Annotated in this window: 14 protein-coding genes and 2 tRNA genes; 8 read left to right on the forward strand and 8 right to left on the reverse strand. The window is 57.9% G+C overall.

Annotated features, from left to right (window positions below):
• Positions 1-23: 23 nt before the first annotated feature.
• Both Q0753_RS12020 and Q0753_RS12025 read left to right on the forward strand, forming a co-directional pair.
• Positions 24-431, forward strand: a complete 408-nt coding sequence (locus Q0753_RS12020) for a hypothetical protein (protein WP_298721156.1) — start codon at positions 24-26, stop codon at positions 429-431.
• A gap of 127 nt (positions 432-558) precedes the next feature.
• Positions 559-786: a glycine zipper 2TM domain-containing protein gene (locus Q0753_RS12025; protein WP_298721159.1), complete on the forward strand. Its 228-nt coding sequence runs from the start codon at positions 559-561 to the stop codon at positions 784-786.
• Between the two features lie 44 nt (positions 787-830).
• Here Q0753_RS12025 and Q0753_RS12030 read toward each other — a convergent pair whose 3' ends face one another.
• Entirely contained in the window at positions 831-1307 is a 477-nt protein-coding gene (locus Q0753_RS12030) for a CAP domain-containing protein (protein ID WP_298721162.1), read from the reverse strand.
• A 225-nt stretch (positions 1308-1532) separates the two neighbouring features.
• Between Q0753_RS12030 and Q0753_RS12035 the strand changes: the two genes are divergently transcribed.
• Positions 1533-2831, forward strand: a complete 1299-nt coding sequence (locus Q0753_RS12035) for a PAS domain-containing methyl-accepting chemotaxis protein (RefSeq protein ID WP_298721165.1) — start codon at positions 1533-1535, stop codon at positions 2829-2831.
• A gap of 86 nt (positions 2832-2917) precedes the next feature.
• On the opposite strand, the gene Q0753_RS12040 is transcribed toward Q0753_RS12035, so the two are convergent.
• From Q0753_RS12040 to pepA, 3 genes are read right to left on the reverse strand one after another with little or no spacing between them, the layout of a single operon-like run.
• Positions 2918-5770 (reverse strand): valine--tRNA ligase, encoded by a 2853-nt coding sequence (locus Q0753_RS12040; protein ID WP_298721168.1) that lies wholly within the window; start codon positions 5768-5770, stop codon positions 2918-2920.
• A gap of 4 nt (positions 5771-5774) precedes the next feature.
• Positions 5775-6221, reverse strand: a complete 447-nt coding sequence (locus Q0753_RS12045) for a DNA polymerase III subunit chi (protein WP_298721170.1) — start codon at positions 6219-6221, stop codon at positions 5775-5777.
• Positions 6222-6223: 2 nt separating this feature from the next.
• On the reverse strand, positions 6224-7735 hold the full coding sequence (gene pepA / locus Q0753_RS12050) for a leucyl aminopeptidase (RefSeq protein ID WP_298721173.1): 1512 nt from the start codon (positions 7733-7735) through the stop codon (positions 6224-6226).
• A gap of 161 nt (positions 7736-7896) precedes the next feature.
• Between pepA and lptF the strand changes: the two genes are divergently transcribed.
• Together lptF and lptG are read left to right on the forward strand one after the other, a co-directional pair.
• Positions 7897-9006: an LPS export ABC transporter permease LptF gene (gene lptF, locus Q0753_RS12055; protein WP_298721175.1), complete on the forward strand. Its 1110-nt coding sequence runs from the start codon at positions 7897-7899 to the stop codon at positions 9004-9006.
• The gene (lptG, locus tag Q0753_RS12060; RefSeq protein WP_298721178.1) at positions 9006-10076 is read left to right on the forward strand and encodes an LPS export ABC transporter permease LptG; all 1071 of its coding nucleotides are present in this window, start codon (positions 9006-9008) and stop codon (positions 10074-10076) included. Before lptF ends, lptG begins: the two co-directional genes overlap by 1 nt.
• A 90-nt stretch (positions 10077-10166) precedes the next feature.
• On the opposite strand, the gene Q0753_RS12065 is transcribed toward lptG, so the two are convergent.
• Positions 10167-10661 (reverse strand): RDD family protein, encoded by a 495-nt coding sequence (locus Q0753_RS12065; protein ID WP_298721181.1) that lies wholly within the window; start codon positions 10659-10661, stop codon positions 10167-10169.
• A 172-nt stretch (positions 10662-10833) separates the two neighbouring features.
• Here Q0753_RS12065 and Q0753_RS12070 point away from each other — a divergent pair.
• From Q0753_RS12070 to Q0753_RS12080, 3 genes are all read left to right on the forward strand, one after another.
• Positions 10834-10918: transfer RNA gene (locus Q0753_RS12070), tRNA-Leu, on the forward strand.
• 226 nt (positions 10919-11144) lie between these two features.
• Entirely contained in the window at positions 11145-12491 is a 1347-nt protein-coding gene (rlmD, locus tag Q0753_RS12075) for a 23S rRNA (uracil(1939)-C(5))-methyltransferase RlmD (protein ID WP_298721184.1), read from the forward strand.
• Between the two features lie 62 nt (positions 12492-12553).
• Positions 12554-12754 carry a hypothetical protein gene (locus tag Q0753_RS12080; protein WP_298721186.1) on the forward strand — a complete coding sequence of 67 codons (201 nt, stop codon included), beginning with the start codon at positions 12554-12556 and terminating at the stop codon, positions 12752-12754.
• A gap of 39 nt (positions 12755-12793) precedes the next feature.
• Here the strand turns inward: Q0753_RS12080 and Q0753_RS12085 are convergent, their stop codons facing one another.
• The 3 genes from Q0753_RS12085 to Q0753_RS12095 form a co-directional block, all read right to left on the reverse strand.
• Entirely contained in the window at positions 12794-13354 is a 561-nt protein-coding gene (locus Q0753_RS12085) for a CBS domain-containing protein (protein ID WP_298721189.1), read from the reverse strand.
• A gap of 99 nt (positions 13355-13453) precedes the next feature.
• Positions 13454-13747 carry a hypothetical protein gene (locus tag Q0753_RS12090; RefSeq protein ID WP_298721192.1) on the reverse strand — a complete coding sequence of 98 codons (294 nt, stop codon included), beginning with the start codon at positions 13745-13747 and terminating at the stop codon, positions 13454-13456.
• A 162-nt stretch (positions 13748-13909) separates the two neighbouring features.
• Positions 13910-13995 (reverse strand) — tRNA-Leu (locus tag Q0753_RS12095).
• Between the last annotated feature and the right edge of the window lie 150 nt (positions 13996-14145).

A 14145-nucleotide genomic window follows, 5' to 3' on the forward strand; every position in this document is an offset into this window, starting at 1 on the left:
AACTGGAGATCAGGAGCTCTCGGATGTGTCACCCGTACGACCCGCATGCGCAGCTGTGGGATGAATACAAATATCGCCACGATCACATCTGGCAAAAACTGTTTCAGATCACCATCGCCGTGGTGCTGCTGGGGGCTGTGCCCTATCTGAAGCCCGAGATTACCCAGGTGCTGAAAGGCTGGATCCTGATAGCGCCGCTGCTCGGTACCGTGCTGACGCTGATCAGCCTGGTGCTGATGCACTTCGAGCTGGCGCTGTTTGCCAAGATAGCCGTGTCTCACCGTGCGCATCAGGAAAAACTGGGGCTGATCAGGCACAGCCGGCACAACTATTTTCGTTACCTGGTCATGACCTATGTCGGTTTTCTGCTGCTGGTCAGCATCGCCAACGTGGCGGTGGTGCGCTTGTTATGGCTTGGGACGGGTGCCTGATGTGTCCGGTCCGGCGGGCGACAGCATCAGACACAGACCCGCTTCGACGACGCGCCGCCGGTGAGTAAAGGGATTACACTAATAAGTGTGTATACATGTGGCGAGTATTTATTCAGTCGAGGCAATCATGAAAACGAACAATGGCAAAATAGGGGCTGTGGGCGTGACCGCCGTTCTGCTGCTGGGCTTGTCGGCCTGTAGCAACATGTCGGACCGGGATCGCAACACCGCCATCGGCGCCGGCGCCGGCGGTGTTGCCGGCTCGGTGCTTACCGGTGGCAGCACCATGGGCACCATTGGCGGTGCCGTGGTCGGTGGCGTCATCGGCAACCAGGTAGACAAAGACAAGAAATAATAACGCCATGCCCCAAAACGGAAGGCGCGGTCGAGCCTTCCGTTTTAATAGGCCGACTCACCCAGATAGTTACCCGGCGGATAATAGTTGCACACCAGTATCAGGTTGTTGTTGCAGACCGAGGTGGCACAGCCCAGCTCGCGGGTCTGAGGCCAGATCATCTGGGTATAATGACCGACGCTGGGAACCAGGCTGCGGCTCAGTGGCTGCCCGTTATAATTCCGCTTTTCCTCCTCCCAGGCCTTGATGCCATCCAGTTCGTCATAATACCCGAGCGTGCCCATAAACAGGTTCTCGCCGAAGTCTGAGCCCTGGCTGTGTTCTATGTCGCAGCGCCGGGCCAGCTCACGGGCCCAGCGCCGTGCCTGCGCTTCGGCGAGATCAGACCAAACGAGCGGAGGTGCCCGCACCTCGGCGCGAATTTGATTGTGGGCCTGCAATAGCTGCGCTGAAAGCGTGTTGTCGTCCATCACCGATGGCAGGCCGAGCAGCAGAGAAACGAGCAAGGCGTGAGGATTCATGGCTTTTCCCTTCAGGTTGTATGGTAATAATGCTGACCGGCTCTCATTGAGTACAACTTTTTATTGCATTCCTTTCCTATCGGCGTAGAAGTCGGATCCAATCCGATGGCGCAGTTATCGGCTCTCATGACCGCATCAGATGAAAATAAAACCTCTGTTCTCGGGTCACTACTCCGCAATGCCCCTTTTTATTTAATATGATAGATGTCAGGAGATTGAAACATCATGCTCGGTAGCAGAAAACTGAAGCAGCAGGCCGCTCATTATCAAGATCTGTACGAGCAAGTACTGGCACAGCAGAGTGCAATTAAAAATCATATGGCGGTGATCGAATTCACCCCCAATGGCGACATTCTGGATGCCAACCCGGCGTTTCTGTCTGTTGTCGGTTATTCGCTGGCGGAGCTGCAAAGAGAAAATCATCGCCTGTTCTGCGATCCGGTCCTGGTTCAGTCGGCCGAGTATCGCCGTTTCTGGCAGCAACTGCAGCAGGGACGGGGGCAGAGCGGAACCTTCTCCCGTCGTAACCGCCAGGGAGACCCCATCTGGCTGGAAGCCAATTATTTTCCGGTGTGCGATCAAAACGGTACCGTCATCAAGGTGCTGAAGCTGGCGAGTGATATCACGGTCAAACAGCGACAACTGGAATCCCAACAGGCGGTACTGGACTCGCTGCACAAGTCCATGGCGGTGATCGAGTTCATGCCCGATGGCACCATTATCAGTGCCAACGAGAATTTTCTGACCACCATGAGTTACCGACTCGAGCAATTGACCGGCAAACACCACCGACTCTTTTGTGAAGACAATTTTCATCGTGATAATCCCGGTTTCTGGCAAGAGTTGGCGGGGGGAGAGCACAAGTCGGGGCGTTTCAAGCGGTTTGATGCGGCCGGGCGCGAGCTTTGGCTGGAAGCCACCTATAACCCGATTCTGGATGCGCGGGGCAAGGTGGCGCGGGTCGTCAAGTTTGCCTCCGATATTACCACTCGGGTACAACAGGCCCAGCAAGCCCGGGAAGCGTCGGAACTGGCCAGCGTAACGGCGATACAAACCTCACATATCGCCGAACGAGGTGCCGGCTCCTTGCTGGCATCGGTAAATACCTCATCCCGTATCGCCGGTGATCTCGCGCAGGCGATGCAGCTGATCGAACGTCTCAACGAACGGGCACGTAATATCGAAGATATAGTCGCGACCATCAGCAGTGTGGCGGATCAGACCAATTTGCTGGCCTTGAATGCGGCCATTGAGGCGGCCCGAGCCGGTGAGCAGGGGCGTGGCTTTGCGGTGGTTGCCGATGAAGTCAGACAGTTGGCCGGGCGTACCAGCCGGGCGACGGCAGAAATAGGTCAGGTGGTGCAGCAGAACCGGGAGCTGACGGCACAGGTTTCGACCGCGATCACCGACGTTTCCGGGGTGGCTGAACAGGGAAAACTGCAGGTACAGGAAGTGGAGGCCATCATGGATGAAATCCATCAGGGAGCCTTGGCGGTACAACGGGCGGTGGCCGGCCTGGCTTAATTTCCGTTACGTTTTTCACCGATAAAAAAGCCGGCTCTCGAGCCGGCTTCTTACTCCATGTCGGGCGTCTGGTACCCGATGAAGTATTACAGATTGGCTATCTGCTCCTGCTGCTGCTGCAGCTTGACCAGGGTGGCCTGGTAGTCGGCCAGCTTTTCCTGCTCTTTTTCCACCACCTCGGCGGGCGCCTTGGCGACGAAGCCGGCGTTGTTCAGCTTGCCTTCCAGCCGCTTGATCTCACCGCCTACCTTGCCCAGTTCCTTCTGCAGCCGGGCCAGCTCGGCATCCTTGTCGATGATGCCCGCCATCGGCAGCAGCAGTTCGGTATCACCGATCAGCTGCTTGCTGGAGGTGGGCGCTTCTTCGTCTGCCGCCAGCTGGGTAATGGTGTCCAGCTTGGCCATGGCCTTGAGGAAGGCGTCGTTGTCGGTAGCGCGACGGCTGTCGTCACCGGCCGGGCGCAACAGCACATTCAATGCCTGGCTGGGCGGAATGTTCATTTCGGCCCGCAGGTTGCGGATAGACACGATAAAGCGTTTCACCCATTCCAGATCGGCCATGGCGGCATCGTCTTCCAGCGCGGCATCGACCTCCGGATAAGCGGCCAGCATGATGCTGTCGCCACCACGACCGGCCAGCGGAGCCACGCGCTGCCAGATCTCTTCGGTGATGAAGGGCATGATGGGGTGAGCCAGACGCAGCAGGGTTTCCAGCACCTCGATCAGGGTCTTGCGGGTAGCGCGCTGCTCGGCTTCGGTGCCGTGCCACAGCACCGGCTTGGTCAGCTCCAGATACCAGTCGCAGAACTGGTTCCAGATAAACTCGTACAGCGCATTGGCGGCCCGGTCGAAGCGATAGCTGTCCAGTGCGTCGCGTACGTCCTTGATGGTGACCTGCAGTTGCGCCTGAATCCAGCGGTCTGCCAGCGAGTACTTGAGCTCGCCGCCCTTCAGGCCGCAATCCTGCTCTTCGGTGCTCATCAGCACATAGCGGGAAGCGTTCCACAGCTTGTTGCAGAAATTGCGGTAGCCGTCGAGACGCTTCATGTCCCAGTTGATGTCACGACCGGTCGAGGCCATGGCCGCCAGGGTAAAGCGCAGGGCATCGGTACCGTGCGCTTCAATACCGTCGGCAAATTCCTTGCGGGTGGCCTTTTCGATTTTGGCCGCCAGCTGGGGTTGCATCATGTTGCCGGTACGCTTGGTCACCAGCGATTCCAGGTCGATGCCGTCGATCATGTCCAGCGGATCCAGCACGTTGCCCTTGGACTTGGACATCTTGTCGCCGTTTTCGTCACGGATCAGACCGGTGACGTAAACGGTTTTGAACGGAACCTGTGGCTTGCCGTTTTCGTCCTTGATGAAGTGCATGGTCATCATGATCATGCGCGCCACCCAGAAGAAGATGATGTCGAAGCCGGTGACCAGCACGCTGGTCGGATGGAAGGTGGCCAGCTCCGGGGTCTTTTCCGGCCAGCCCAGGGTGGAGAAGGTCCACAGCGCCGAGCTGAACCAGGTATCGAGCACATCGTTGTCCTGGCTCAGTACCACCTCGTCGCCAAGCTGGTTGGCGGCGCGCACTTCGGCTTCGTCACGACCCACATACACCTTGCCTTCGGTGTCGTACCAGGCCGGAATACGGTGGCCCCACCACAGCTGGCGCGAGATACACCAGTCCTGAATGTCGCGCATCCAGGAAAAATACATGTTTTCGTACTGCTTGGGCACAAACTGGATTTCGCCGTCTTCCACCGCCTGGGTGGCGACCTTGGCCAGCGGGGCCGCACGTACATACCACTGGTCGGTCAGCATGGGTTCGATGACCACACCGCCACGATCGCCGTAAGGCACGGTCAGATCGTGATCCTTGACGCCGTCGAGCAGACCCAGTTCGTCCAGTGCACTCACGATGGCCTTGCGGGCCTCGTAACGCGCCAGTCCCTGGAACTGCGCCGGCAGCTCGGCGGAATAAACGGTGCTGGGCTCGCCCTTGCTGGTAAAGACTTCGGCTTGGTCCCGAATGTCGGCATTCAGGGTCAGCACGTTGATCTGCGGCAACTGGTGGCGCTTGCCGACCTCGGCATCGTTGAAGTCGTGGGCCGGGGTGATCTTCACGCAACCGGTGCCTTTTTCCATGTCGGCATGCTCGTCGCCAACGATGGGAATACGGCGATTGACCAGCGGCAGCATGATGAACTTGCCGATCAGATCCTTATAACGCGGATCTTCCGGGTTTACCGCCACGGCGGTATCGCCGAGCATGGTTTCCGGACGGGTGGTGGCCACCACCAGGTAGTCTTTGCCGTCGGCGGTGTTGACGCCGTCGGCCAGCGGGTAGCGGAATTGCCACATGTGGCCTTTTACATCCCGGTTTTCCACTTCCAGATCGGAGATGGCGGTGTGCAGCTTGGGATCCCAGTTCACCAGGCGTTTGCCACGGTAGATGAGATCGTCTTCATACAGCTGTACGAACACTTCCTTCACCGCATTGGACAAGCCTTCGTCCATGGTAAAGCGCTCGCGCTCCCAGTCGACCGAGGCGCCCAGACGGCGCAACTGCTTGGTGATGGTACCGCCGGATTCTTTTTTCCAGTCCCAGATCTTGTTGATGAAGGCTTCGCGACCGTAATCGTGACGGTTCTTGCCTTCTTCGGCGGCGATCTTGCGTTCCACCACCATCTGGGTGGCGATACCGGCGTGATCGGTTCCTACCTGCCACAGGGTGTTTTTATCCTGCATGCGCTGGTAACGGATCAGGGTATCCATGATGGAGTCCTGGAAAGCATGGCCCATGTGCAGGCTACCGGTCACGTTGGGTGGCGGTATCATGATGCTGTAGGGGTCTTTGCTGGTGTCGCCGTGGGCCTTGAAGTAACCCCTGCTTTCCCATTGCTGGTACAGGGCCTGCTCGATGGCGTTGGGATTAAAGGTTTTTTCCATGATGTTATTCGTCTTGAGTTTGGGGTGGTACAGGGGCGGTAGTGAGTTCAAAACCGGCCTGACGATAGGCTTTAAAGCGTTCCCGAGCCTGTTGCTTGCCCTCCTCATCGGAGGGCACGAAGTCAATCAGCTGCTTGAAACGCCGGGCGAAGGCGGGAGCCTCGGGCGCCAGATTAATCAGCACGGCGCGGCCGCTGTGCGGCGCCTGATGGCTGATCACCACCGGGGCGCCCTGGCGGGGGCCTTCGCCCTGAAGATTGTGCGCCACAAAGCCGTCGGCGGGCTGTTGCCACAGCCGTTCATCCAGCGCTTCGGCCTGAGCCTGGTCGCGGGTATGAATGAAGACACCCAGCCCCTGGCGGTAACAGTCGGTGGTAAGCCGACAGACCAGCTGCTCGAGCAGCTCGGGGCCGGAAGCGTCCGGCAGCAGATAAAAACAACCCTGGCTCATGCTCACTCTTCGATGTTGTTAACGCCGGCCCGGTTCAGCAGAAACTGGGTCAACAGCGGTACCGGACGACCGGTGGCACCCTTGTTTTTGCCGCTGTTCCAGGCGGTACCGGCCACATCCAGGTGAGCCCAGTTGTACTTCTTGGTGAAGCGGCTGAGGAAGCAGGCGGCGGTAATGGCACCGGCCGCGCGGCCACCGATGTTGCCCATGTCGGCAAACGGGCTTTCCAGCTGTTCCTGATACTCGTCGCCCATCGGCAGGCGCCAGGCGCGATCGCCGGCCTGTTCCGAGGCATTGAGCAGCTCATGGGCCAGCGGATTGTGGTTGGCCAGCAGCGCGGAGGTATGATGACCCAGTGCTACGATGCAGGCGCCGGTCAGGGTGGCGACATCGACCACCACTTCCGGTTCGAACCGCTCGACAAAGGTCAGCGCATCGCACAGTACCAGTCGGCCTTCGGCATCGGTATTGAGCACCTCTATGGTCTGGCCGGACATGCTGGTCAGAATGTCACCGGGACGATAGGCATTGCCGTCGGGCATGTTTTCACAGCCGGCGAGAATGGCGACCACGTTCACCGGCAACTGCAGCTCGGCCAGCGCCTGCATGGTGCCCAGCACCGAGGCGGCGCCTCCCATGTCGTATTTCATTTCATCCATGCCTTCGGCGGGCTTGAGTGAAATACCGCCGGCATCGAAGGTCAGGCCCTTGCCGACCAGCGCGATGGGACGCGCCTCGGGATCCGGGTGCCCCTTGTACTCGATGACCGACATCATGGCTTCGTTATGGGAGCCACGGGCGACGGCCAGATAGGCATTCATGCCCAGCTCGGCCATTTCTTCCTCGCCGATCACCCGGGTGCTGATGTTGTCCCAGGCGTCGGCCAGCTGGCGTGCCTGAGACGCCAGGTAGGCGGGGTTGCATACGTTGGGCGGCATGTTGGCCACATCCCGGCACACCTTGACGCCCCTGGCCACGGCCAGACCATGGGTAATGGCGCGTTCACCGATGGTCAGCTCCCGGCGGGTGGGCACGTTGAACACCAGCTTGCGCAGCGGGCGACGGGGTTCGGCCTTGTTGGTCTTGAACTGATCGAAGGTATAGAGGCTGGCCTTGGTGGTTTCTACCGCCTGGCGTACCTTCCAGTAGGTGTCGCGGCCCTTGACGTGCAGCTCGGTCAGAAAGCAGACGGCTTCCATCGAGCCGGTGTCGTTCAGGGTGCTGATGGTATTGCGGATGATCTGTTTATACTGGCGCTCGTCGAGCTCTCGTTCCTTGCCGCAACCGACGAGCAGTACGCGTTCGCTCAGCACGCCGGGCACATGGTGCAGCAACAGCATCTGGCCGGCCTTGCCTTCCAGATCGCCGCGGCGCAACAGTGAACTCAGGTAACCGTCGCTGATTTTATCCAGCTGTTCGGCGACCGGAGACAAACGGCGGGGTTCGAATACGCCAACCACGATGCAGGCGCTGCGCTGTTTTTCGGGGCTACCACTTTTAACACTGAACTCCATGGATTCTCCTACAGCTTGAAGACAATGAGCGTCAGATCAACGATAATGGTGGCCATCGCTAAAAGACGCCGAACTTCGCGTACTTAATATGCGAAAATCGTAATTTTACGCTTATTCTTAAGCGTTTCCATTAAAAAGACAAGTTTACACTGGGATTAACGGTGATTGCATTCCGCTATTTGTTTTGGGAAACCCTGAAGACTCAGCTGGCCGTGTTGTTCGTGCTGCTGCTGATCTTTGTCAGCCAGAATTTTATCGAGGTTTTGGGGAACGCCGCCAACGGCGAGATACCCGGCGCTCTGGTCGGTAAACTGCTGCTGCTTAACCTGCCTGACATGGCCACGCTGATGCTGCCGATCAGCCTCTTTATCGGCATTCTGTTTGCACACGGCCGCCTGTACGCCGAAAGCGAGATGACGGTGATGCGGGCGGTGGGCATTGGCCCCGGTAAAATCATGCGCGCCACCATGATTCTGGCCTTGTTCTGGACCGGCGTTGCGCTGTTTAACTCGCTCTGGCTCACGCCCTGGTCCAAGGCGCAAGTCTATCAGTTACTGGAAGAGGTGAAGGCCGACCCGGGCTTTGCCGTGTTGCGTGAAGCACGCTTCATGAGCCTGGACGGCGGTCGTATCGTGGCCTATGTGGAAGAGCTGGAGCCCGAAGAGGAGGGAAACCGCCTTAATCGCCTGTTTGTGGTGCAACGGGGCCAGGCCCAGCAGGATCCCAGCATAGTGGTGGCCGACGGCGGCCGTTTGCACGAGCGCAGTGGCGGTCAGTGGCTGACGCTCGAAGATGGTCGTCGCTACAGCGGAACTCCCGGTAACCGGGAGTTTGATGTGGCTGAGTTCGACGAATACAGCGCCTATATTCGTGCATCCGAGGTCGGAGAAGCGGAGCGCAAAGAAGCGTCGATAGACAGCTCCTCTCTCTGGCAGTCGGACGCATTGCTGGACAGGGTCGAGTTACAGTGGCGACTGGTGTTGCCGCTGTCGATGCTGGTGCTGACCCTGGCGGTCGTGCCGTTGGCGGTGGTGAATCCGCGCCAGGGCCGTTATGCCAAGTTGCTGCCGGCCATACTGCTGTATCTGGCTTATTTTCTGTTGCAGAGTGCCTCCCGCTCGGCGGTGGAGGGAGGGGAGCTGCCGGTGTTGCCCGGTCTCTATACGGTGCCACTGCTGTTCTTGCTGCTGGTGACGGTGCCGCTTAATTTGCTGGAAACGGCCTGGTGGAACCGAACCCGGGAAAAATTAAAACGAAACAAGGCGGCCTGATGCTGACTATTCTCGATCGTTACATCGGCCGTACCGTGCTGATGTCCATGCTGTTGTGCGAACTGACGCTGGTGGGGCTGTCCGCCATTATTCGTTATGTGGAGCAGTTGCGCAGCGTGGGCGAGGGCAGCTATACCCTGCTGACGGCGTTTTATTATGTGCTGCTGTCGATGCCCAAGGAAATCGTGCTGTTCTTTCCCATCGCGGCTTTGCTGGGTGGCCTGATCGGACTGGGTCAGCTGGCCAGCAGCAGCGAGCTGGTGGTGATGCAGGCTTCCGGCAGCTCCCGTTTCAATATCGTCACCAGCGCCCTTAAAACGGCCTTGCCGCTGATGCTGATCATCATGTTGATTGGCGAATATGCGGTGCCGACCACCAAGCTGGCGGCGGACGATCTGCGAACCCAGTCCCGCTCCAACGGGCAGGTGGTGCTGTCGGTCAACGGCGTCTGGGCCAAGGACAACGAATCCTATATCAATATCGGCCAGGCCCGGCGTGACGGCACCCTGAGTAATATCACTCTCTATTACTTCAACGATGACATGCAACTCAGCCGTATCACTCAGGCGGCCAGTGCGACTTATCAGGATCAGCAATGGCAGCTGAACGGCGTGACCGACACCCTGTTCACCCCCGGCGTGTCCGTCGAGACCGAACAAGAGGCCGGCCGGGTCTGGCATTCCAGCCTGACGCCGGAAAAACTGGGGGTGGTGGCCATCGATCCGGGCGAATTGTCGATGCGCGGCCTGTGGGAGTACCGAGGCTATCTGGAAGACAACGGTCAGGACAGCAGCCTCTATGAACTGGAATTCTGGCGCAAGGCACTGCAGCCGGTGATGGTGATTGCCATGATGTTGCTGGCCTCTTCCTTCGTGTTCGGCGCCTTGCGCAGCGTGACCATGGGGGCGCGACTGTTGATGGGGATTCTGTTCGGGTTCGGTTTCTATGTGGCCAACGAAGTGTTTGGCCCCATCAGCCTGGTCTATGAGGTGCCGCCGGTGATCGGGGCCCTGGGTCCCAGCCTGCTGTTTATCGGCGTGGCGCTGTTTTTGCTGAACCGCCGGGCGTAACAGATATTGTGAGGAGTAAGGCGTGAGGGGGAAGGGCAATGAGTGTCTTCGCTGATTGTTAACCTCTCACTCCTCACTCCTCACATGTTTTTATTTATCCAGCAGCTGCTTGTTCAGCTCCTTGCTCATCACCACCATTTCGCAGTCGGCGATTTTATCCTGCAGCGCCAGTCTGGTGCGCGGGTTCAGCCAGATCCAGAAGTTACCCAGCCCCAGTAGCGCAGTGACGGCGCGGATAATACATTGTGCCAGCCGCAGGCGACTGCCATCGGTATTCTGCACCCGCAGGCGCCAGGCGCGCATGCCGATGGTCTGACCGCTGGTACGCCAGAACCAGCAATAAAAGCCCAGCGCCACAGTCAGCAGGCACAATTGGTACAGCCGGTTGGCGCCGAGCAGCTCGGCGGTATCCTGATAGGACCCCAGTGTTATCCAACCCTGACTCAGGGCCAGCGCAGTCAGGCCGAAGAAGATAAATCCCGCCACCATCAGCAGCGATATCACCACCAGTAAATCATAAAGCCAGGCACCCAGTCGCCGCATGACACCTGCCCTGGGCAGCCCCGTATAAGAATTCACTACCATTATCCGCCGTTTGCTGAAAAGTGGCCGTATTCTAGCAAATGCAGTGTCCGGGAGTAATCGATACTCGATTGCATAATTTATATGCATTCATGACGTTTGTTGTCATAATCTGCTTGCGGGCAGCCGGCGGATACGTATAATGCAAACCGCTCACCTAGGTGAGTTATCAAGAGGCGGTGTGGTGAAATTGGTATACACGACGGATTCAAAATCCGTTGCCTTCGGGCGTGGCGGTTCAAGTCCGCCCACCGCTACCACTTGATAATCAAAACCACCCGCGAGGTGGTTTTTTGCTTTCTGGTCTTCACCTTCCCGCTCGATACCGTGTAAAACACCCGTTTCCAGCCTATTGCCGGCGCTAATCCTGTCCTGTCCACCTATCCCTGATGACCGGTGACATGCGACCTTTCAAGGTCCATTCCCGCCAGCGGCGGGATCACGTAGAATGAGCTGTTTTTTGCATCTTACCTAGAGTGTATTGCCATGTTAAAGCCCGGCCTGTTGGTTAGCGTCTCCGTTCACAGCCTTACCGAGAAAGGAGATGGCATCGCCACTCTGGAAGGGCGGCCCTTGTATATCGAAGGCGCGCTGCCCGACGAACAGGTTGAGGTGCAGCTGAATCTGGTCAAGCCCAACTTCTGTCAGGGAAGCCTGGTACGGGTACTGCAGCCTGCGGCGGCGCGGCGTGAGGACTTTTGCCGCTACACCGCCTGTGGCGGCTGCCAGCTGCGAGTGATGAACGATGAGGCTCAGCTCGAGCTGAAGCGCCGGCTGCTGGTCGATGTGTTGCAGGCCAAAGGCCTGGACTGCCCGGTGGCAAATACCCTGGGCATGAGCGAGCCCTTTCATTATCGCAACAAGGCCCAATATGCGGTAAAGCCCGGACCCGAAGTCGGCTTCTATGCCAAACACAGCCATCAGCTGGTGGAAGTCGATGAATGTCGGGTACAGGCGCCGGTAACCACCGAGGTGGTGCAACGAACAAGAGCCTGGATGCGCCGCTGTGCCGTATCGGCCTATAACGAAGCCACTCACAGCGGCAGCGTTCGCCATATCATGGTGCGTGACGGCATTCACAGCGGTGAGCTGATGGTGGTACTGGTGGTGGCCGAAGCCCCTTCGAATGAGGCCTTGGCCCAGCTGGTAACCGAGCTTGAGTCCGTTACCGGGCTGGCCAGCCTGATGCTGAATATCAATGCGGCTGTCGGCAATCGGGTGCTGGGGCCGGAAAACCGACTACTGTGGGGTAAAGAGCTGATCGTCGATAGCCTGGATGGACTGGAATTTGCCATTTCTCCGCTGTCTTTCTATCAGGTCAATCCACGCCAGACCGAGGTGCTGTACCGGGAGGCGATGCGACTGGCCAAGCTGCAGGGCAATGAAGTGGTGTTCGACCTTTACTGCGGCATCGGTACCATCAGCCTGTTTATGGCCCGTCATGCCAGACAGGTGATCGGCATCGAGCTGGTGCCCGAGGCCATTGCCGACGCTCGTGCCAATGCCGAATTGAACGGTATCACCAATATCGAGTTCCATCAGGGGGCGGCAGAGCAGCTGGTGCCCCGGCTGTATGCCGAGGGCGTGACCGCCGATGTAGTGGTGGTGGATCCGCCGCGCAAGGGCTGTGATGCGGCGCTGCTGGCGACCCTGGCCGAGATGCAGCCCGAACGGCTGGTGTACGTGTCCTGCAATCCCAAGACCCTGGCCCGGGATCTGGCCTGGTTGTGTGAGCATGGCTTCAAGCTGGAACAGGCCACACCGGTGGATATGTTCCCTCATACCATGCATGTGGAAACGGTAGCGCTGCTGACGCGGGTAAAGGACGAGTAAGAGATTGCAATAAAAGTTAATGATAATTATTATCGATAGCAACTCGGGAGGGAGGAAGCCCTATGGTGGCGCTATTGGTATCGGGTTGGTTATTGCTGTTGTGGTGGGTGCCGCATTCGGCACTTATCCTGTGGCTTAGCACAGGCTTCGCCCTGTTTGCGTTGCTGCTGTTGATGCCCTCGGTCAGCCGTCACTGGTACTGGCTGCCTGTCGGCGGGCTGGCCGGTCTGGCGGGGGTGCTGTTACCGGCTTTCGACTGGTGAATATAGCCGGTCACGCCTGGCGGGACCGGCTATATGGTGTCAGGACGACAGAGAATCGAAGATATTCAGAAATGTGGGAGCCTTGTTGATATTCAACGGTATATGCAATCGTTCGGCGATATCCTCGGCCGAGATCACTCCCCGGATCTGATGACTATGCCGTTCGACAATCAGACAATAAGACTCACCACTGTGCTGCAGGGTGGCGACCACGTCGGCGATAGTGCAACTCTGTAACTGTTGATACGCCAGGGCCTTAAGCTGCTCACGAGGGCGCATTAGATCGGACACCAGAATTTCGTGGCGCAGATCGCCATTGGCTACCCGGCGCATGATGGTTTGACCGGATAACTGCTCAAGCCCGATTAATCCCACCAGCTTTCCTTTGCTATCCACGACCAGTTTCAGCCGACTGTGTTCGTGTTGCATCATGGCCAGCGTATCGGATGCCGGCGTGTCGGCATCTATGATGTCGGGCGCGCTGTGTTTGAAGTCATTCACCAGCTCAAGGGCCGGTGTATTCAAATCGGCGCCATCGAAGTCGCTTGGCAGTACCAGATGATCGGTATTTTCAACCGCGTAGAGTGGCAGTGTTTTCATTTTTTCTTCCTCGCTTTCATACAGGCTGCGTTATGGGCCTTATGAATTTCAATAGGTTACTTAATCAGACGGTGCGGCAACAGCCGGCGCCGGAATGGTTTAGGCGAAGAAGGCATGAGGCGGTGCACGAGGCTGGAACGCTCGGGTGACACTGAGGTTGGGAATGTCGTTTTTGCTGTTGAGCCTTTGCTCCCGGGCCGGTGCAGGATGGCTGAAGGCGGGCAAGGGCAGCCCGGAGTCGGGATCATCCTCAAGGGAAAGCGGTGGTGGCAGTCCTGTGTCGTCGCTATGGGAAGCGAGCACTGTCAAGGTCTTGCCTGCGGCGCTGATATCGGCAGCAAAAGCAGGTTGCATCAGCAGCAGCAGATATACCACACAGCACAGTTTACGCATGGATCACCAGAAACAATTCATTAACATCTTTTACAATAATGTCGCCAGCAGAGCTGTATTGCAATAGTATTGATGTTAATTTTGCGATCGGCCGCAGAGTGCGAAGAAATAAACTGGATAGGGAAATGCAGAAGAGAAGTTTCGGAGAAATATTAACAATCGTGGTGCGAAGGGGGGGACTTGAACCCCCACGTCCATAGGACACTAACACCTGAAGCTAGCGCGTCTACCAATTCCGCCACCCTCGCATACCTGATTGTTCGGCTATTTGAGATGAGCCACCATCTTTTTATCTGAGTATATTAACAGACCCTGGGAGTCTGGTGCGAAGGGGGGGACTTGAACCCCCACATCCATAGGACACTAACACCTGAAGCTAGCGCGTCTACCAATTCCGC

Source organism: uncultured Oceanisphaera sp., assembly GCF_947495715.1.
Lineage (GTDB): Bacteria > Pseudomonadota > Gammaproteobacteria > Enterobacterales > Aeromonadaceae > Oceanimonas > Oceanimonas sediminis.